The sequence below is a fragment of the Pseudomonas sp. TE21435 genome (genome assembly GCF_056279265.1).
Window position 1 is genome coordinate 402,447 of record NZ_JBWBQZ010000001.1, and the last position, 17,740, is coordinate 420,186.

The 17,740-nt window shown below is 66.6% G+C and carries 11 protein-coding genes and 1 pseudogene; 2 read left to right on the top strand and 10 right to left on the bottom strand.

The genetic code is table 11. The annotated features are described in order from the left end of the window. Window positions 1–56 precede the first annotated feature (56 nt). The 9 genes and pseudogenes from ACZ9C1_RS01825 to ACZ9C1_RS01865 form a co-directional block, all read right to left on the bottom strand. Window positions 57–1,133, bottom strand: coding sequence for an autotransporter domain-containing protein (locus tag ACZ9C1_RS01825; protein ID WP_476253466.1), 1,077 nt, complete (start codon window positions 1,131–1,133; stop codon window positions 57–59). Between the two features lie 319 nt (window positions 1,134–1,452). Beyond that, a complete protein-coding gene (locus ACZ9C1_RS01830) occupies window positions 1,453–2,235 on the bottom strand; it encodes an endonuclease/exonuclease/phosphatase family protein (protein ID WP_476253467.1) in 783 nt (260 codons plus the stop codon). A gap of 165 nt (window positions 2,236–2,400) precedes the next feature. After that, window positions 2,401–4,555: pseudogene (glgX, locus tag ACZ9C1_RS01835) on the bottom strand (glycogen debranching protein GlgX). Between the two features lie 143 nt (window positions 4,556–4,698). Further along, a complete protein-coding gene (locus ACZ9C1_RS01840) occupies window positions 4,699–4,968 on the bottom strand; it encodes a DUF2934 domain-containing protein (protein ID WP_277503373.1) in 270 nt (89 codons plus the stop codon). 17 nt (window positions 4,969–4,985) lie between these two features. Beyond that, window positions 4,986–7,760, bottom strand: a complete 2,775-nt coding sequence (locus ACZ9C1_RS01845; protein WP_476253468.1) for a malto-oligosyltrehalose synthase — start codon at window positions 7,758–7,760, stop codon at window positions 4,986–4,988. After that, the gene (gene malQ, locus ACZ9C1_RS01850; protein ID WP_198755839.1) at window positions 7,757–9,826 is read right to left on the bottom strand and encodes a 4-alpha-glucanotransferase; all 2,070 of its coding nucleotides are present in this window, start codon (window positions 9,824–9,826) and stop codon (window positions 7,757–7,759) included. The genes ACZ9C1_RS01845 and malQ overlap by 4 nt, the downstream gene beginning before the upstream one ends. Further along, complete coding sequence (gene treZ / locus ACZ9C1_RS01855) at window positions 9,823–11,565, bottom strand: malto-oligosyltrehalose trehalohydrolase (protein ID WP_277503376.1); 1,743 nt, start codon at window positions 11,563–11,565, stop codon at window positions 9,823–9,825. Before treZ ends, malQ begins: the two co-directional genes overlap by 4 nt. Before the next feature lie 14 nt (window positions 11,566–11,579). Beyond that, window positions 11,580–13,139 (bottom strand): glycogen synthase GlgA, encoded by a 1,560-nt coding sequence (gene glgA, locus ACZ9C1_RS01860; protein WP_102684443.1) that lies wholly within the window; start codon window positions 13,137–13,139, stop codon window positions 11,580–11,582. Window positions 13,140–13,630: 491 nt separating this feature from the next. Further along, the gene (locus tag ACZ9C1_RS01865; RefSeq protein WP_219730232.1) at window positions 13,631–13,798 is read right to left on the bottom strand and encodes a DUF6026 family protein; all 168 of its coding nucleotides are present in this window, start codon (window positions 13,796–13,798) and stop codon (window positions 13,631–13,633) included. A 161-nt stretch (window positions 13,799–13,959) separates the two neighbouring features. On the opposite strand from ACZ9C1_RS01865, the gene gnd reads away from it, so the two are divergent. Together gnd and zwf are read left to right on the top strand one after the other, a co-directional pair. Beyond that, a complete protein-coding gene (gene gnd / locus ACZ9C1_RS01870; RefSeq protein WP_256591471.1) occupies window positions 13,960–14,979 on the top strand; it encodes a phosphogluconate dehydrogenase (NAD(+)-dependent, decarboxylating) in 1,020 nt (339 codons plus the stop codon). Next, entirely contained in the window at window positions 14,980–16,488 is a 1,509-nt protein-coding gene (zwf, locus tag ACZ9C1_RS01875; RefSeq protein WP_476253469.1) for a glucose-6-phosphate dehydrogenase, read from the top strand. Between the two features lie 46 nt (window positions 16,489–16,534). On the opposite strand, the gene ACZ9C1_RS01880 is transcribed toward zwf, so the two are convergent. Next, window positions 16,535–17,584 carry a 3-oxoacyl-[acyl-carrier-protein] synthase III C-terminal domain-containing protein gene (locus ACZ9C1_RS01880; RefSeq protein WP_476253470.1) on the bottom strand — a complete coding sequence of 350 codons (1,050 nt, stop codon included), beginning with the start codon at window positions 17,582–17,584 and terminating at the stop codon, window positions 16,535–16,537. Between the last annotated feature and the right edge of the window lie 156 nt (window positions 17,585–17,740).

A 17,740-nucleotide genomic window follows, 5' to 3' on the forward strand; every position in this document is an offset into this window, starting at 1 on the left:
CCCACAGAGTGCCATCCCTGTGGGAGCCGGCTTGCCGGCGATGAGGCCGAGCCTGCTTACCAGCGCATCCTGACCCCCAGGCTGCCGATCAGCCCATTGAGGTCATTGTCATCCACATCGGAGCTGTAGTCGGCGCTGACGAACAGCGCCACGTTCGGCGTCACCCGGGCCACCAGGCCCAACCCCAGTTCCACTGTGGCGGCGCTGCGCGAGCTGGAGATCTTGTCCACCTGGTCCAGCTTCACCGGGTCGGCGTTGCTGAAGTCGTACCAGACGTTGGTGCGCACATAGGGTTCGATGGGCATGCCACGCACCTCGTAGCGCGCCGACAGCTTGGCGCCGACCCGGCCGCTCCAGCTGGGTTGGCTGTCAAAGGCCTGCAGGGTCTCTTCCTGCACCTGGCTGCCGGGGAAGAACTGCTGGTTGATCAACTGCGCCTGGGGCTCGATCACCCAGCCGGCGCCCAGGCCAATGGGGTAGCCGCCCTCCACCGAGAAGGTCATCGCGTGGCCACTGTCGTCAAGGCGCTGGCCGGCCTGGGAACGGCCGTTGACGTCGATGCGCGTGCCCATGGCCACGGCGTCCACGTGCCAGCCCTGTTCGTGGGTCATGCTCCAGTACACGCCCAGGCTCTCGCCGCTGAGGTTGACCGCGTCGCGCTGCTTGTCGCCGAGCAGCGGGCGCATGCCATTGAAGCTGCTCTGCAGGTTGTTGTGGCCGACGAAGATGCCGGCGCGGTGCACGTTGCCGGCGCTGGTTTCACGCACGAACAGGTCCGGGCCGATCATCATCTGCTGGCTCGGCGCCTCCACCTGCGCCGGTGGCTGGGCGCCCGGGCGCGGCGCGCCGGGGAAGAACTGCGCCCACTGGCTGGCAATATGATCGCTGTCGGGCTGGCCGTGGCGCCCACCCATGCGCTCGGAAAAGGCGCTGAGCATGCCCTGGCTCAGGCCGCTGGCGCTGACTGGATCAAGCGATAGTCGCGGCACCTCGGGTTGCGCCAGGAAGGGGGCGAAGGGCTCGCCCTCCTGCAGTTCGAACGCGAAGGTTTCCACCGGGGTTGCCAGGAGCAGCGACGTGGAAACCGCACAGAAAAAAGCGTCGAAGCGCGAGGGATTCGAGGTGCTTTTCATGGCGGATCTCCTGTTGTGTGTGAAGTGAACAGCCCGATACCTGGCCTGATGTCACGAGCTGTACGACAAGAACAGGGGCGACCCAAACCAGCGCGCCAGCCTCTTGGAACGCACACGAGGGCGCGAGCTAGAGGCCCGGCACGAGATTTTCCATCTGGTGATTACTGTTCAGCTAAGGAGAGGACGGCGCTTGCGTCAAGAAAGCGTGAAATGATCGCGAAATGCCTGTTTGGATACACAACTTATTGAATCAATTGGAAATTGATTCACGCATATCGACAATGGTGATTTGCCGCCACGCCGCTATGCCGAATCGTTGCTACAAGCGTACCTCCACCGCCAGCGGCAAGTGATCGGACAGGTGGGTCCAGGGCTTGTTGCCGAGGATTCTCGGCGCGTGGCTGTCGGCATTGCGCAGGTACACGCGGTCCAGGCGCAACAGGGGCAGGCGGGCGGGGTAGGTGCGGGCGAGCAAGCCATGGTGGCGCTCGAAGGCCTCGTGCAGGTCGCGGTGCAGGCGCAGGGTGCGGTTGCCGCGCAGCCGCCAGTCGTTGAAGTCGCCGGCGATGATCACCGGGGCGTCGGTGGGCAGGGCGTCGAGCAACTGGCGCAGCAGGTGCAGCTGCTGCTGCCGGTGCCGCTCGAGCAATGACAGGTGCACGCAGATGGCATGCACCTGCTGCTGGCCGGGGACGTCCAGTACGCAGTGCAACAGGCCGCGGCGCTCGGGGCCGGTGATCGACACGTCGAGGTTGCGGTGCTCGATGATCGGGTATTTGGACAGCAGCGCGTTGCCGTGGTGGCCGTCGGGGTAGACCGCGTTGCGGCCGTAGGCGAAGTCGCTCCACATGCTGTCGGCGAGGAACTCGTACTGTGAGGTCTGGGGCCAGCCGGGGTAGCGCGCGGCGTGGCGGTCGTGGCTGCCGAGCACCTCCTGGAGGAACACGACATCGGCCCCGGTGCTGCGCACCGCCTCGCGCAGCTCCGGCAGGATGAAGCGTCGGTTGAAGGCGGTGAAGCCCTTGTGGGTGTTGACCGTCAGCACCTTGACCCGGTGCACGGCCGGGGCCTGGCTGACGCTGGCGAAACCTGGACTGCTCACGACGGCTCCTGTTGACACGTCCCTGTAGGAGCGGATTCATCCGCGATCACCCGCGAAGCGGGTGCCCTGCATCGCGGCGTCTGGATCGCGGCTAAAGCCGCTCTTACAGGGGGCAGCGTTGGCGATCAAAGCTACAGTGTAGGACCTAAAAGGCCCATTGCAGGTTCAGTCCTCCTCCCGCTGCAACACCATCAGCAGCAACGACCGCCCCTTGACCTCGAACACCGTATCGAACGCCAGATGCTGCGCCTTGCGCAGCTCGGGCCGGTCGGTGTCGACCAGGCAGCTCCAGTAGTCGCCCTCCGGCACCGCCGGCAGGGTGAAGGGCACCACGTCGTGGTAGGCGTTGACGATCAGCAGCATGGTCGCCTCGGCGCCGGGCCGGGCGATGCCGCTGACCTGGGCGCGGCCATCCATCAGCATGCCCAGGCAACGCCCGTGCGGATCTTCCCACTGCTCGACGGTCATCTCGCTGGCGTCCGGGGCCAGCCAGGTGACGTCCTTGACCCCGATTGCCTCGTTGTAGTCGCCGACCAGGAAGCGCGAGCGGCGCAGGATCGGATAGGCCAGGCGCAGCCGGGTCAGGCGCTTGACGAAGGCCATCAGCGCCTGGCCGTCCTCGTCCAGGTCCCAGTTCACCCAGCCGATCTCGCTGTCCTGGCAATAGGCGTTGTTGTTGCCGTGCTGGGTGCGGCTGAACTCGTCGCCGGCGACGATCATCGGCGTGCCCTGGGCCAGCAGCAGGGTGGCGAAGTAGTTGCGCATCTGGCGCATGCGCAGGGCGTTGATCGCCGGGTCGTCGGTGGGGCCTTCGACGCCGCAGTTCCACGACAGGTTGTTGTCGGTGCCATCCTGGTTGTTCTCGTCGTTGTCCTCGTTGTGCTTGTCGTTGTACGACACCAGGTCGCGCAGGGTGAAGCCGTCGTGGGCGGTGACGAAGTTGACCGAGGCGTAGGGGCGCCGGCCGCGGTTGTTGAACAGGTCGCCCGAGGCGGTGATGCGCGCGGCAAAGTCGGCGAGCATGCCTTCATCGCCTTTCCAGAAGCTGCGCACGGTGTCGCGGAAGCGGTCGTTCCATTCCGCCCAGCCCGGGGCGAAATTGCCCACCTGGTAGCCGCCTGGGCCACAGTCCCAGGGCTCGGCGATCAGCTTGACCTGGCTAAGCATCGGGTCCTGGCGGCAGGCCACGAGGAAGCCGTGGCGCTCGCTGTAGCCGTCGTGGTAGCGGCCGAGAATGGTCGCCAGGTCGAAGCGGAAACCGTCGACATGCATCTCGCCGGCCCAGTAGCGCAACGAGTCGGTGACCAGCTGCAGCAGCGCAGGGGTGGCTCAGGTCGAGAGTGTTGCCGGTGCCGGAGTCGTTGATGTAGAAGCGCTTGTCGTCAGGCATCAGGCGGTAGTACGAGGCGTTGTCGATACCGCGCATCGACAGCGTCGGGCCGCGCTCGTTGCCTTCGGCGGTGTGGTTGTAGACCACGTCGAGGATCACCTCCAGGCCTGCGTCGTGCAGGTGCGCGACCATCTCCTTGAACTCGGCGATCTTGCCGCTGGCCAGGTAGCGCGGGTGGGGGGCGAAGAAGGCGATGCTGTTGTAGCCCCAATAGTTGTTCAGGCCCTTGTCCAGCAGGTGCTGGTCGTTGACGAAGGCGTGGATCGGCAGCAGCTCGATGCTCGACACGCCCAGCTCCTTGATATGGCCCAGCAGCTCGTCGTTGGCCAGGCCTGCGAAGGTGCCGCGCAGGTGCTCGGGCACCGCCGGGTGGCGCATGCTGATGCCGCGGGTGTGGGCCTCGTAGAGGATGGTGCGCTCCCACGGGATCGACACGCGCTGGTCGCGGCCCCAGGTGAAGGCCGGGTCGATGACCTTGCACTTGGGCACGAACGCCGCGCTGTCACGCTCGTCGAACGACAGGTCGCCGTCGGGGTGGCCGATGGTGTAGCCGAACAGTGCCTCGGACCATTTCAGCGTGCCCACCAATTGCTTGGCGTAGGGGTCGATCAGCAGCTTGTTGGGGTTGAAGCGGTGGCCGTTCTCGGGCTCGTAGGGGCCGTGTACCCGGTAGCCGTAGACCAGGCCCGGGTGGGCGTCGGGCAGGTAGCCGTGGTAGATCTCGTCGGTGTACTCGGGCAGCTCGATGCGCTCGATTTCGGTCTCGCCCGTGGCGTCGAACAGGCACAGCTCGACCTTGGTGGCGTTGGCCGAGAACAGGGCGAAGTTGACCCCAAGGCCGTCCCAGGTGGCGCCGAGGGGGAAGGGCAGGCCTTCGCGAATGCGCGACGGGGCGACGGAGCGGGTTTTCTTCGGGGTGCGGGGGCTCATGGCGGTCCTCATGGTCCGGGGGGAGGGGCTATCGCGAGGCAAGCCCGCTCACACCCACGTGCACTCAGTGACTGAGGCGTGGGAGCGGCGGTGCGCCGATGCGACTTGCCCCGCGATAAGGCCGGTACAGGCTTGCAAAAGGCTCAACCAGCGGCAGGTTTCTTCGCCGCACGCGGTTTTTTAGCCGCCGCAGCCGGCTTCACGCCCGGCAACGCCGCCACCTTGGGGTCAGCCGGTGGCTTGGGCTTGGCCGCTGCCTTCTTGCGTGGTGGCGCCTTGGGGGCCAGCGCCTCGGCCTCGGCCAGCTTGCGCGCCTTGTCCCAATGCTCCGCCTCGCGCCCCTCGGGCTTACCCTCCGACTCCCAGATCTGATACGCGAACTCGCGAATACGCTTTTCATCGACACTCATCACGACGCTCCTGAATACAGTTAGGCATGATCAATCAACACATTGACCGGAAACTCTGCCAGCACGGTGCTCAACATCAGCTCCCTTGAAGGGGTGACAGCACCGCCGCCGAAAAGTCCCGAACAGTTGGCAGGCGACAAGGCAAACGGCAGTACAAGCCGGGTATCGTCCCAGTTCTGTGCCGGGATCAACGGGGTGGCGGCCGGGCCCAGCAGGGCGCTGGCCAACCGTGGCACGACAATGATGGCGCGTTCGCCCTGGCCCAGGCGGGCAAAGGCCAGCACCTGGTCGGCGTGGCGGCCCTGCGCGGTCAGTGGCAGATAGGCGCCGCGCTGGAACAGCTCGGGATGGGCCTGGCGGGCGTCCAGCACGCGGGCCACCAGGGCCTGCTTGATGCGGCCATCGCGCCAGTGGGCGAGCAGCTCGGCGAGTGGCGTGCCGTCGTCGAGGCTGGCGCGCCTGGCCGGGTAGTCCACCGGGCGGCGGTTGTCCGGGTCGACCAGCGAGAGGTCCCAGTACTCGTTGCCCTGGTACAGGTCCGGCACGCCGGGGGTGGTCATGCGCAGCAGGCACTGCGCCAGGCCGTTCAAGGCGCCGGGGCAGGCCAGGCGCTGCGCGGTCTCATGCAGGGACTGGCGCAGCTGCTGGTTTTCCCCGTCCAGCAGCAGGCCGTCGACGTAGGCCGCGCAAGCACGCTCGTAGCGTTCGTTGGGGGCCGCCCAGCTACTGCGCAGCTTGGCTTCGCGCAGGGCCTTGCATTGCCATTGGCGAAGGCGTTCGGCGTAGCGTTTCAGGGCTTGCGGGTCATGCAGGTCGAGGTCCAGCGGCCAGCTGCCGAGCAGCGTCTGCAACAGCAGCAGCTCGTCGCCGGGGCTTGGCGCCCGCCCATCGTCCAGTTCCTCACGCAACGGCGCGGCAAGCTCGCGCCAGTGCTCGACACGGCTGGCCAGCCAGGGCGCGCGTTCGCTGAGCACGGCCAGCCGCGCGCGGCAGTCCTCGCCGCGTTTGTGGTCGTGGGTGGCGGTGGCCAGCAGGTTGTCGGGAAAGTCGCGCAGGCGGCGCTGGGCTTCGTTGTGGAACCAGGCCGTATCGGCACCGAAACGCTCGGCGTCGAAGCCCACGTCGTTGCGCGACAGCAGCCGGGCGGATCGATAGAAGCCGGTGTCCTCCACGGCCTTGGCGGCGCTGGGAGCGGTCAGTTGCTGGAAGCGCACGCAGGCGTGGCGCAGGTGCTTGCGCGGCCGGCCCGGCGGCAGGTGCCGCCAGGGTTGGCCGCCGAGCCAGCGTTCGAGCTGACCGAGCAGCGGCCAGTCGGCCTCCCCCAGCGACTGGCGCGCCCCGGCCAGCGCCTGCTGGAAGAACGCCTCGTCCTCGGCGGGCCGGCCGCAGGCATTGATGTAGGTGCGGTACACCGGGTAGTGCTCGACCAGCGCCTGCAGCGCCCGGCGAATGGCGCCGAGGGTGAGGTCGCGGGTCATCAGGTCGTCGCGGGCCACCTGCAGCAGGGCCTGGGCCACCGACTCGCAGTCGCCGGCCAGGCTGGCGTTGAGTACCAGGTGCCGGGCGATGCGCACCTCCTCGGGGAAATCGGGACGCTCGCTGGTGTTGCGCCATAGTTCGTCCAAGGCGGGCTGGCCCGCAGGGTCGTGCTGCAGCAGCGACACCTGGTTCATGAACTCGTAGCCGGTGGTGCCGTCGGTGAGCCAGTCGCGGTGCAGGTGTTCGCCCGCGCCGAGGATCTTTTCCACGTAGATCGGGAAGTGCGCCAGCGCGGCATCGACGGGGCGTCGCGCCAGCAGTGAATCTACCCGGCGGCGCAGGTTGCGGCAGTAGCGGCGCGGATCGGCGAGGCCGTCGATGTGGTCGATGCGCAGGCCATCGACCAGGCCGCGCTGGATCAGCTCGAACAGCTTGGCGTGGGTGGCCTCGAACACCACGGCACGCTCCACGCGCAGGCCGCCGAGTTCGTTGATGTCGAAGAAGCGCCGCCAGTTGATGTCGTCGGCGGCGGTGCGCCAGCTGGCCAGGCGGTAGGTCTGGCGCTCGAGCAGCAGGTGCAGGCGCTTGAAGCCTGCTTCGCCGCGGCTGTCGAAGGCGGCGAGGGCCGATTGCGGATCCGCGCCGGCGGCGGCCAGGCGCGCCAGTTCGCGGTGTAGCGGCTGGGCCGCGGCCAGAGGGTCGGCCGCCTCGCCGAGGGCGCTGAAGTGCGCGGCCAGTGTTTGCAGGCGCGGGTCCTCGGCCTGGCCGAGGATGCGTGGGTAGTCCAGTGGGCAGATCGGGAAACGGTGCTCATGGTGGGCGACTTCGAAGCGCCCGTGCTGCGCATCGAAGGTCAGCGGGATCTCGCCGTTGTGCAGGGCGGCGCCATAGTCGCTGCCGAGAAACGGCAGCAACAGTTGCCCGGCCAGCAACGGGTCGCTGGAATGCCACTGGATATCGAAGAATTCCGCGTAGGGGCTGCGCCGGCCCCAGGCCAGCAGGCTCTGCCACCACGGGTTGTCGGCGCCGCCCACGGCCATGTGGTTGGACACAGTGTCGACGATCAGCCCCATGCCATGCTGGCGCAAGGCGGCCACCAGGCGTTCGAGCGCCGCCTCGCCGCCGAGTTCGGGACTGACCCGGGTCGGGTCGACCACGTCATAGCCGTGGCGCGAGCCTGCGCGGGCGGTGAGGATGGGCGAGGCGTAAAGGTGGCTGATACCCAGCCGGGCGAAATAAGGCACCAGCGGTACCGCGTGGTCGAGGGTGAAGTCGCTGTGCAGTTGCAGGCGCAGAGTGGCGGTCAAGGGTTTCATCGGTCACGCTCCCAGGCTTGTTCGCGGGCCTGGGCCAGCAGTTCCAGGCGCCGGGCGGCGTCCTCGTCGTCCAGCAGTTCGCGTACTGGCGCCTTGAAGCGGCGGCGCCAGTTGGGATGGCCGGTGGTGGTGCCGGGCAGGTTGGGTTGCTCGTCGCTGCCCAGCAGGTCCTCCAGCGGCACCAGCACCAGCGGTGCGCGGGTATGGCCGACGTAGCGGATCGCCGCGTCGATCAGCGCCGAATCGTCGCGCAGTGGCCCGTAGTTCTGCTCCAGGGTTCGGCGCAGGCCGTCGCGCTCCAGGGCCCGGGTATGGCGCCAGTGCAGCTCTGTGGCGGCGTCGATCAGTTGCAGGCGATGGCTCCAGTCGATGTCACGGCTGGCCAGCCAGCCGGCGAGTGGGGCCAGGTCATGGGTGCCGGTGGTGGCCAGGGCGTTGTCCGGCCAGTCGAGGATCGGCGTGAAGCGCCCGGGCGGCTGCTGCTCGAACGGCAGCACGCGCATGCCCAGCACGGCCTTGTCGGCCAGGCGCTCGCGCAGGCCCTCGGGCACGGTGCCCAGGTCCTCGCCAAGGATGATCGCCTGGTGTCGCGCCGACTCCAGCGCCAGCAGGCGCAGCAGGTCGTCCAGCGGGTAATTCAGGTAGGCGCCTTCGCTGGGCCGGGCACCACGGGGGATCAGCCACAGGCGGCGCAGGCCCATCACATGATCGATGCGCAGGCCGCCGGCATGGGCCAGGTTGGCCCGCAGCATTTCGATGAAGGCGCGGTAGCCGTTGCGCCGCAGGCCTTCGGGAGAGAACGCGCAGATGCCCCAGTCTTGCCCGGCGCGGTTGAGGATATCGGGCGGGGCGCCGACGTTGAGTTCGGCCAGCAGTTCGTCCTGGCGGCTCCAGGCCTGGCTGCCGGCACCGTCGGCGCCCACTGCCAGGTCGGCGATCAGGCCCACGGCCATGCCGTTGCCGCGCGCCGCGTCCTGGGCCCGTTGCAGGCTGCGCTCGGCCAGCCACTGGCAGAAGGCATGGAACTCGACCCGGGCCGGGTAGGCGTTGGCGAAGGCCTCGACCTCGGGGTCGTAGGGGTTGTGCCAGGCCTTGGGCCAGTTGCGCCAGTCCGCGCCCAGGCCGCTGCTCACTGCTTCGGCCTGCAGTACTTCGAAGCGGCAGTGGTGTTCCAGTTGCTCGCCGGCACTGGCGCGGAAACTGTCGAAGTCCGCGCGCAAGGGGTGCTCACCCTGGCTGAAGTGCCGGTAGAGCGCTTCGAGCAGGCGCAGACGGGCCTCGGCGGCCCTGGGCCAGTCCACCAGCGTATGCTGCTCCAGCGCTTCGAGGGTCGCCTCCAGGCCACAGGCCTCGATGGCCATGCGCACTTCGCGTTCGCCGAAGACCACGCCGGGGCTGGCATAGAGCACATTGAGCAGCAGGCGGCTGGACGGCGAATAGGGGCTGTAGTGGTGTTGGTCGAAGGCCGACAGGGTGTGGATCGGGCTGATGGCCAGGGCATCGGCGCCGCGCTCGGCGGCGTGGCGTGCCAGTTGTTCCAGTGCCAGGCAGTCGCCAAAGCCGCCATCGCCGGGGCGCCGCAGGCTGTACAGCTGCACGGCCAGGCCCCAGCAACGGGGCGGGGGTTGCTCCACGCAGTCTTGCAGGGCATGGCAACGCGCCGGTGCCACGGCCACGGTGCAGGTCCGGCCATCGATATCCAGGCGGTGATAGCCCAGGGGCAACCCGGCCGGCAGCCGCGCCTGGGCGTCCAGGGTCAGGCTGCGCTGGCTGCCGTCTTCCAGGCTGCAGCGCACCTGGCTGGCGGCGCTGAAGTAACGCTGCAGGTCGAGGGGCTGGTCGATGTCCACGGTCAGCAGCGGTGGCAGGTGCTCGCTGTCTTCGGCCTGCTCCACGGCGCGCAGGCTGGCGTCGATGTCGGCGGCGTTGCCGGCCGGGTGGCCAAGGCCGGCGAGCACCAGGCGCAGCACGTCATCGCTGACCTGCTGCGGGCGGTTATTGGCGTCTATCCAGTCGCGGGCCAGGCCTGCCCGGGCGGCCAGGCGGTGAAGGGGCTCTGCGCTCATGGCGTCTCCTGGTCGGGGGGCAGCAGGCTCACCACGCAGCTGTGCGCGGCGAGGCTAGAGTCGGGGTGGGCGTTGTCGCTGCTGTCGAACAGGCGGCGGGGCAGTGCCGGCAAGGTGACCGGCTGGGGTTGGGCATCGAGGTTCAGGTCGATGCGCAGCTGCTGGCCGTCGCCCAGGCGCCAGCGGGCGGTCAGCGCCTTGGCGCCGAGCACCTCGCAGCCCTCGGCGCGGGTGCCAGGCAGATGCGGGATGACATGGCGCCTGCGCAGTGCGAGCAACTGCTGGTACAGGCCGTGCCAGCCGGCCAGTACCTCCTGTTGCCGAGGTTTGGAGGTCTCGAAGGTGGCCTCGGCGTTGGGGTCGGGTATCTGCTCGCGCTTCTGCGGGTCGGCGAAGGCCTCGAAATGAGCGAACTCACCCCGGCGACCTTCACGCACGGCGTCGGCCAGCGCGTCGTGGAAGTCGGTGAAGAACAGGAACGGCTTGCGGCTGCCGTCGTCGTCGCCCATGAACAGCAGCGGGATCATCGGTGCCAGCAGCAGCAGGGTGGTGGCGGCCTTCAGGGCCTGCGGCGGACAGAGCCGGGACAGCCGTTCGCCCAGGGCGCGGTTGCCGACCTGGTCGTGGTTTTGCAGGAACAGCACGAAGGCGCTGGGCGGCAGATGGCCGCTGGGCTCGCCGCGGGGCTTGCCGTGGCGGTCGGGCTGGCCCTGGAACACGAAACCCTCGGCCAGGCAGCGTGCCAGCTGGTCGATCGGCCGGTCCTTGTAGTCGGCGTAGTAGCCTTCGGTTTCGCCTGTCAGCAGTACGTGCAGGGCGTTGTGGCCATCGTCGTTCCACTGCGCGTCGAAGCCTTGCTCGAGCAGCATGGCCTGATTGTGCTCGTTCTCCAGCACCAGCCAGACCTGCCGCCCAGGCTCGACCGTGGCGCGTACCCGCTGGGCCAGCTCGACGAGAAAGTCCGGCTGGTCGATGGCGTGCACCGCGTCCAGGCGCAGGCCGTCGCAGCGGTAGTCGCACAACCACATCAGGGCGTTCTGGATGAAGAACTCGCGCACCTCGGCGCGGCGGAAGTCGATGGCCGCGCCCCACGGTGTCTGGCGGTCTTCACGGAAGAACGGGCTGGCGTAGCGGTGCAGGTAGTTGCCGTCCGGGCCGAAGTGGTTGTAGACCACGTCCACCAGTACCATCAAGCGCTGGCCATGGGCGGCGTCGACCAGCGCGCACAGGTCCTGGGGGCGGCCATAGCTGTGCTGGGGGGCAAACGGCAGCACGCCGTCATAGCCCCAGTTGCGCTCACCGGGGAACTGCCCCAGCGGCATCAGCTCGATGGCGCTGATGCCCAGCCCGGCCAGGCGTGGCAGCACCTGGGCCACGCCGTGGTAGCCATCAAACAGGCCCACGTGCAGCTCCTGGATCACCGCCTCGTGCCACGGACGGCCTTGCCACGCGTGGCGCCACGGGTAGCGGCTGATGTCCACCAGCTCGCTGGGCCCATGCACGCCCTCGGGCTGGCAGCGCGAGGCCGGGTCGGCCACCCGCTGTTCATCGTCGATCACGAACTGATAGCGCTCGCCCGCCTGGCAGGGGGCGACGCCTGTGTACCAGCCATCGTCGTCGGGCAGCAGTGCCACGGGCGGCTGCTGGCCGATCGCCACGCTCACGCTGCGCGCATCCGGCGCCCACAGGGCGAAGCGCGCCGACGTGGCGTCCAGCAACTGTGCGCCATGCTTGTGCATCGTCGGCTCTCCGCTCAGTAATGGGCGTGCTGCGTCTGCTTCACCAGGTCTTCGTACAGGCGCGCATAGGGTTCCACCGCCTGGCACCAGTTGAATGGCTGGGTCATCGACAGGCAGCGCATGGCATTGAGCAGGTGCTTCTTGCCGTACACATAGAAGGCGCGGCCCAGGGCTTCGCGATAGCTGTCCTCGGTGGAGTCGTTGAACAGGAAACCGGTCACGCCGTTCTCGATGGTGTCGGCCAGCCCGCCGGTGTTGCGCGCCACCGGCAGCGAGCCGAAGCGCTGGGCGTACATCTGGCTCAGGCCGCAGGGCTCGTAGCGCGACGGCATCAGCAGGAAGTCGCTGCCTGCGAACATGCGCCGGGCGTCGGTCTCGTTGAAACCGATGCGCACGCCGATGCGGCCGGGGTGACGCAGGGCCAGTTCGCGCATGGCCTGCTCTTCCTCCGGTTCGCCACGGCCGATGATGGCGATCTGGCCGCCTTGTTCGACGATGTAGTCGGCCACCCCCAGGGTCAGGTCCAGGCCTTTCTGGTAGACCAACCGCGAAACCACGGCGAACAGCGGCCCCTCGCTTGCTTGCAGGCCGAACAGCGCGCGTACCTGGTCGGCATTGCGCGCCTTGCCCTCCCAGTCGTTGATGCTGAAGTTGTGGTCCAGGTGCTGGTCGGTGGCCGAGTCCCAGCTTTCGTCGATACCGTTGGGGATGCCGCCGAGCAGTCCCTGCTGGGCCTTGCTGGCGAGGAAACCATCCAGGCCGCAGCCGAACTCGGGGGTAGTGATTTCCCGGGCATAGGTGGCGCTGACCGTGGTGATGTGGCTGGCGTAGGCAAGCCCCGCCTTGAGGAACGACAGCTTGCCGTAGAACTCCATGCCTTCCTGCTGCATGGCGTGGTCGGGGATCGCCAGTTCCGGGCTGCAGCCGCGGCTGTACACGCCCTGGTAGGCCAGGTTGTGGATGGTGAACAAGGTCGGGGTGCTCAGGCCGCGCCAGTGCATGTAGGCCGGGGCCAGCCCGGCCGGCCAGTCGTGGGCGTGCACCAGGTCGGGGCGCCAGTGAGCCATGCCTTCGCCGGCGGCGATTTCCGCGGCGGCCAGGCCCAGGCGGGCGAAGCGGATGTGGTTGTCGGGCCAGTCGCGACCGTTATTGGCGCCGTAGGGCGTGCCGTCGCGCTGGTACAGCTCGGGACAGATCAGCACATAGATCACCAGGCCGTCGGCCAGATCCATGCGGCCGATCTTGCACGGCGGCAGCGCGGCGTGGCCGCCCAGCTCGCCGACGATGTGAATGGGGTTGTCGCTCTCGACCACCTGGCGGTAGCCGGGGATCAGCACGCGCACATCGTGCAGGTGCGCCAGGGCACGGGGCAGGGCAGCGGACACGTCGCCCAGGCCGCCGGTCTTGACCAGGTCGGCGATCTCCGAGGTGACGAACAGGATCTTGCGCTTGTTCGGGTTGTGCTGGCGCTGCGCGCCGGGTGCCTTGACTGTCGGGGCGAGTGCCGATGGCAGCGGCTCGCGGTTATCCGGGTTGAATGACTCTACGTGAGGTTCGACAGCGGCACTGATCATACTTCTCTCCGTCCCTTGTTCTGTTTGCTTGGCGTTGGCTCGTGGGTCTGCTCTCTGATCGTTGTTGCATCTTCGTAGTGCGTTCCTTGCCCCAGATTCGTGCGCGCAGGCACGGCACGCTCGGCATTCCCGCCAAAAGACGTATGGACTGGTTGGGGTGTGCGGGCCTGGCGTCAGGCAGTCCTTTTGCGTCGGCCCTACTTAAAGTCCTGACCTGCCCGTGTTTTGGAAAGTTCGACTTTTTTACGTCACTTTTTCCGAGCAAAACGCGGGCCGAATCTGGAGTGTAGGAGACGAAGCGGCATGAAAGTGACCCGTTGGTCATTTTTGTCGCGACTGTTTAGACGCGCAAACGTTGGCGAGTTGTTGCAAAATATGAGGCTAGCCAGCGTAGGCGCAGCGGATTCGCGACAGACGCGGCACAACGTAATCAGGAAGGGAAGCTGAGGCGAGGTGGGAGCCTGGCAGCTCCCACGCAGAGGGGCGGTGAGTCAGAGGCCAGCGGCCTTGCCTTGCAAACGGGCCTGTTCGAGCAGCAGGTTCAGTTGGGCGACCTGCTGGCGCAGGTGATCGCGCTCATCCTTCAACTGGCGCAGCTCATCGCGGCGCACGGTGACATAGAGGGTCTGGGTGGGAGTGGCAGGCATCAGGGTTCCCATGGGCACACCTCGCATGGCTGGTGACATTTTGAAGCGTAGACGCTTCACGCGGCGCGCATTCTGAATTCTTTGCAGGCCCTTGGGAACTTTTTTGTTTATCGTTGTCGCCCCGTTCGTCGGTGAACCCTACGCCAGAACGCTGGACTAATCTGAAATCTTCAATTGTTGTAAAGCAAAACCAACGGGAGCGTCGGCACATGCAACTGGGAATCATCGGGCTTGGCCGCATGGGCGGCAATATCGCAAGGCGCCTGATGCGCGCAGGTCACAGCACTGTGGTCCACGATCGCAACCGCGAAGCCATCACCACCCTGGAAGGCGAGGGGGCCGTCGGCGCCCACGACCTCGGTGCGCTGGTGCAGAAACTCAAGGCGCCGCGCGCGGTGTGGGTCATGCTGCCCGCGGGCGAAATCACCGAGCAGACCATCGCGCAACTGGCCGACCTGCTCGAGCCGGGCGACGCCATCATCGATGGTGGCAACACCTTTTACAAGGACGACGTGCGCCGCGCCGCCGAGCTGGGCAAGCGTGGCCTGCACTACCTCGACGTCGGCACCTCGGGCGGCGTGTGGGGCCTGGACCGTGGCTACTGCATGATGATCGGGGGCGAGAAGGCGGTGTTCGAGCGCCTGGAGCCGCTGTTCAAGGCCCTCGCCCCGGGCGTCGGCGACATTCCGCGCACCCAGGGCCGCAGCGGCGAGCACGAGCGCGCCGAGCATGGCTATATCCACGCCGGCCCGCCCGGCGCCGGTCACTACGTGAAGATGGTGCACAACGGCATCGAGTACGGCCTGATGCAGGCCTACGCCGAAGGTTTCGACCTGCTGCGCAGCAAGGGTGGCCCGGAACTGCCGGAAGAACAGCGCTTCGACCTCAATGTCGCCGAGATCGCCGAAGTGTGGCGCCGCGGCAGCGTGGTCACCTCCTGGCTGCTGGACCTGACCGCCGACGCGCTGGTCGCCGACCCGCAACTGACCGAATTCAGCGGCTCGGTATCGGACAGCGGCGAAGGGCGCTGGACCATCGACGCCGCCGTCGAACAGGCCGTGCCGGTGCCGGTGCTGTCCAGCGCGCTGTTTGCCCGCTTCCGCTCGCGCCAGCAGCAGGGCACCTACGGTGACAAGATCCTCTCCGCCATGCGCCTGGGCTTCGGCGGCCACGTCGAGAAAAAGAAGGACTAGATGACTAGAACGACCATCCCCGCGGCGCCGCCATGCACCTTGTTCCTGTTCGGCGCCAACGGCGACCTGGTCAAGCGCCTGTTGATGCCGGCGCTGTACAACCTCAGCCGTGACGGCCTGCTCGACCGCAACCTGCGTATCGTCGGGGTCGACCACAACCCGGCCACGGCCGAGGACTTTGCCGCGCGCCTGCATGCGTTCATGCAGGCGCGGGACAAGGGCGTGGAAGGGCGTGCCAAGTGCCTGGACGAGAAGCGCTGGGCGCGACTGGCCAAGCGCCTGGACTATCAGACCGGCGACTTCCTCGACCCCGAGACTTACCAGGCCCTGGCTCGGCGCATCGCTAAAACCGGCCATGGCAATGCCATTTTCTACCTGGCCACCTCGCCACGCTTCTTCCCCGAGGTGGCCCAGCGCCTGGGCGACGCCGGCCTGCTCGACGAGTCGGGCGGCGGCTTTCGCCGGGTGGTGGTGGAGAAACCCTTCGGCACTGACCTTGCCAGCGCCGAAGCGCTGAACGCTTGCCTGCTCAAAGTGATGAACGAGCGGCAGATCTACCGCATCGACCATTACCTGGGCAAGGAAACCGTGCAGAACATCCTGGTCAGCCGTTTCTCCAACGGCCTGTTCGAATCGTTCTGGAACAACCATTACATCGACCACGTGCAGATCACCGCCGCCGAAACCGTCGGCGTCGAGACGCGCGGGGCGTTCTACGACAATACCGGCGCCCTGCGCGACATGGTGCCCAACCACCTGTTCCAGCTGCTGGCGATGGTCGCCATGGAGCCGCCGGCGGCCTTCGGCGCCGATGCGGTACGCGGTGAAAAGGCCAAGGTGATCGGCGCCATTCGCCCTTGGTCGCAGAAAATGGCCCTGCGCAATTCCGTGCGTGGCCAGTACGGCGCCGGCAAGCAGGGCCGCAAGAAACTCCCCGGCTACCGCGAGGAGGCCAATGTCGCCCCGCACAGCCAGACCGAGACCTATGTCGCCCTCAAGGTGATGATCGATAACTGGCGCTGGGCGGGGGTGCCGTTCTACCTGCGTACCGGCAAGCGCATGAGCGTGCGCGACACCGAGATCGCCATCTGCTTCAAGCCGGCGCCCTACGCGCAGTTCCGCGAAAGCGAACTGGAGCGGCCCAAGCCCAACTACCTGAAGATCCAGATCCAGCCCAACGAAGGCATGTGGTTCGACCTGCAGGCCAAGCGCCCGGGGCCGGAGCTGGTGATGGAGAATGTCGAGCTGGGTTTCGCCTACAAGGACTTCTTCAAGATGACCCCGGCGACCGGTTACGAGACATTGATCTACGACTGCCTTACCGGTGACCAGACCCTGTTCCAGCGCGCCGACAATATCGAGAACGGTTGGCGTGCCGTGCAGCCGTTCCTCGATGCCTGGGCGGCCGAGGGGGGCGAGGTGCATGAGTATGCGGCGGGAGAGGATGGCCCCGAGGCCGGCGACGAGCTGCTGGCGCGGGACAAGCGCGAGTGGCATAAGCTGGGGTGAGCCTGCAGCGACCTACCGCCGTTGGCGGTAGGTGCGCAGGTGTGCCCTACAAGGTGAACGACAGGGCCGAGAACACCATCCCGCCACTGCCCGCCCAGCCCATGCAGAACTGACCTTGCTCGGCTTCGCCCCGGCTCATCGCATCAAAGATGCCGAAGGGAATCGATGCGGTAATGATGTTGCCGGTCTTGTGCCCGACGTGATGCAACTTGTGATCGACGCCGATCATCTGGCCAATATGTTCCCACATCTTTGGCGAACCGGTATGGATGAACACTTTGTGCACGTCGTCCGCAGTAAGCTTCTGCAGGTTGAAGACTTTTATCGCTTCGTTGCGACCGTCTTCGTGCAAGGCGGCGGCATAGGAGTTGAACTGATACTGGCCGCCGGTAGGTTCGATCCTGGCAATATCCTCCTCGTTGCAGAACAGTTTCCAGTCCGGCAACGAGATCGTCGACAAGTCACTCAGGTCAGGTCGGTTGATGTACGAGAACTTGAAGTTATCCGCTGCCTCGTTACTGAGGATGGTGACAACGGCGGCTTCACCGATGGTAAAGCTCGGGAATTTGTAGGCCAGTTCGGCCGGCGACTGCAGCGAGAAGTTCTTGGGCATCACCGGCCCGCCCGCCGACATGCCGAACTCCATGTTGACGATGGCGGCGTAGCGGATTTCACCCGCTTGCATCTTGCTGTTGATGACGTCCATGGCCGTCACCCAGCCGTTGCAGGCGTCGACCACATCGAAGTTGCGGCAGTTCAGGCCCAGCGCCTTGGCGATGAAGGTACTGTTGGCCGGCTCGATGAAGCCACGGGTGACATTGGGATAGATCAGCAGGTCCAGGTCGCCCTTGCCGATATTGGCCTGGGCCAGCGCCGCATCGAACGCCGCCTCCATCAATTGCATCGGCGTCTCGTCAGCCGCCAGCCAATGGCGTGTGTCGCTGCCGCTTTTTTCCAGCAACTTGCCGATGGTCTTCAGTGTTTTCGGCAAGTCTTCCTGGAAGGTGTCCCGGGAGTGTTCTTCCACCAGGTTGATCACGTCCTGGTTGCTGACGCAGCGTGAGGGCAGTATTCCGGATAAACCGACAATCTTCATATAACGTCCTTGTTGATAGTAGAGACTCAGCGCACTGGTTGCGCACGGGTAGAAGCTTATTCATCCTGAAAAGCAACCACTGGCCCGGTATTTCTAACACAGCGCAACAGTGGGTCTGTGCCGTGGATCAATGTTCTTGCGCATCGATTCGAACGC

What these genes read in the sequence shown, in the direction of transcription:
- glgA (WP_102684443.1), bottom strand. Translation starts at nt 13,139, where the DNA reads ATGATCAGTGCCGCTGTCGAACCTCACGTAGAGTCATTCAACCCGGAT.
- ACZ9C1_RS01845 (WP_476253468.1), bottom strand. Translation starts at nt 7,760, where the DNA reads ATGAAACCCTTGACCGCCACTCTGCGCCTGCAACTGCACAGCGACTTC.
- ACZ9C1_RS01865 (WP_219730232.1), bottom strand. Translation starts at nt 13,798, where the DNA reads ATGGGAACCCTGATGCCTGCCACTCCCACCCAGACCCTCTATGTCACC.
- zwf (WP_476253469.1), top strand. Translation starts at nt 14,980, where the DNA reads ATGACTAGAACGACCATCCCCGCGGCGCCGCCATGCACCTTGTTCCTG.
- malQ (WP_198755839.1), bottom strand. Translation starts at nt 9,826, where the DNA reads ATGAGCGCAGAGCCCCTTCACCGCCTGGCCGCCCGGGCAGGCCTGGCC.
- treZ (WP_277503376.1), bottom strand. Translation starts at nt 11,565, where the DNA reads ATGCACAAGCATGGCGCACAGTTGCTGGACGCCACGTCGGCGCGCTTC.
- ACZ9C1_RS01825 (WP_476253466.1), bottom strand. Translation starts at nt 1,133, where the DNA reads ATGAAAAGCACCTCGAATCCCTCGCGCTTCGACGCTTTTTTCTGTGCG.
- ACZ9C1_RS01880 (WP_476253470.1), bottom strand. Translation starts at nt 17,584, where the DNA reads ATGAAGATTGTCGGTTTATCCGGAATACTGCCCTCACGCTGCGTCAGC.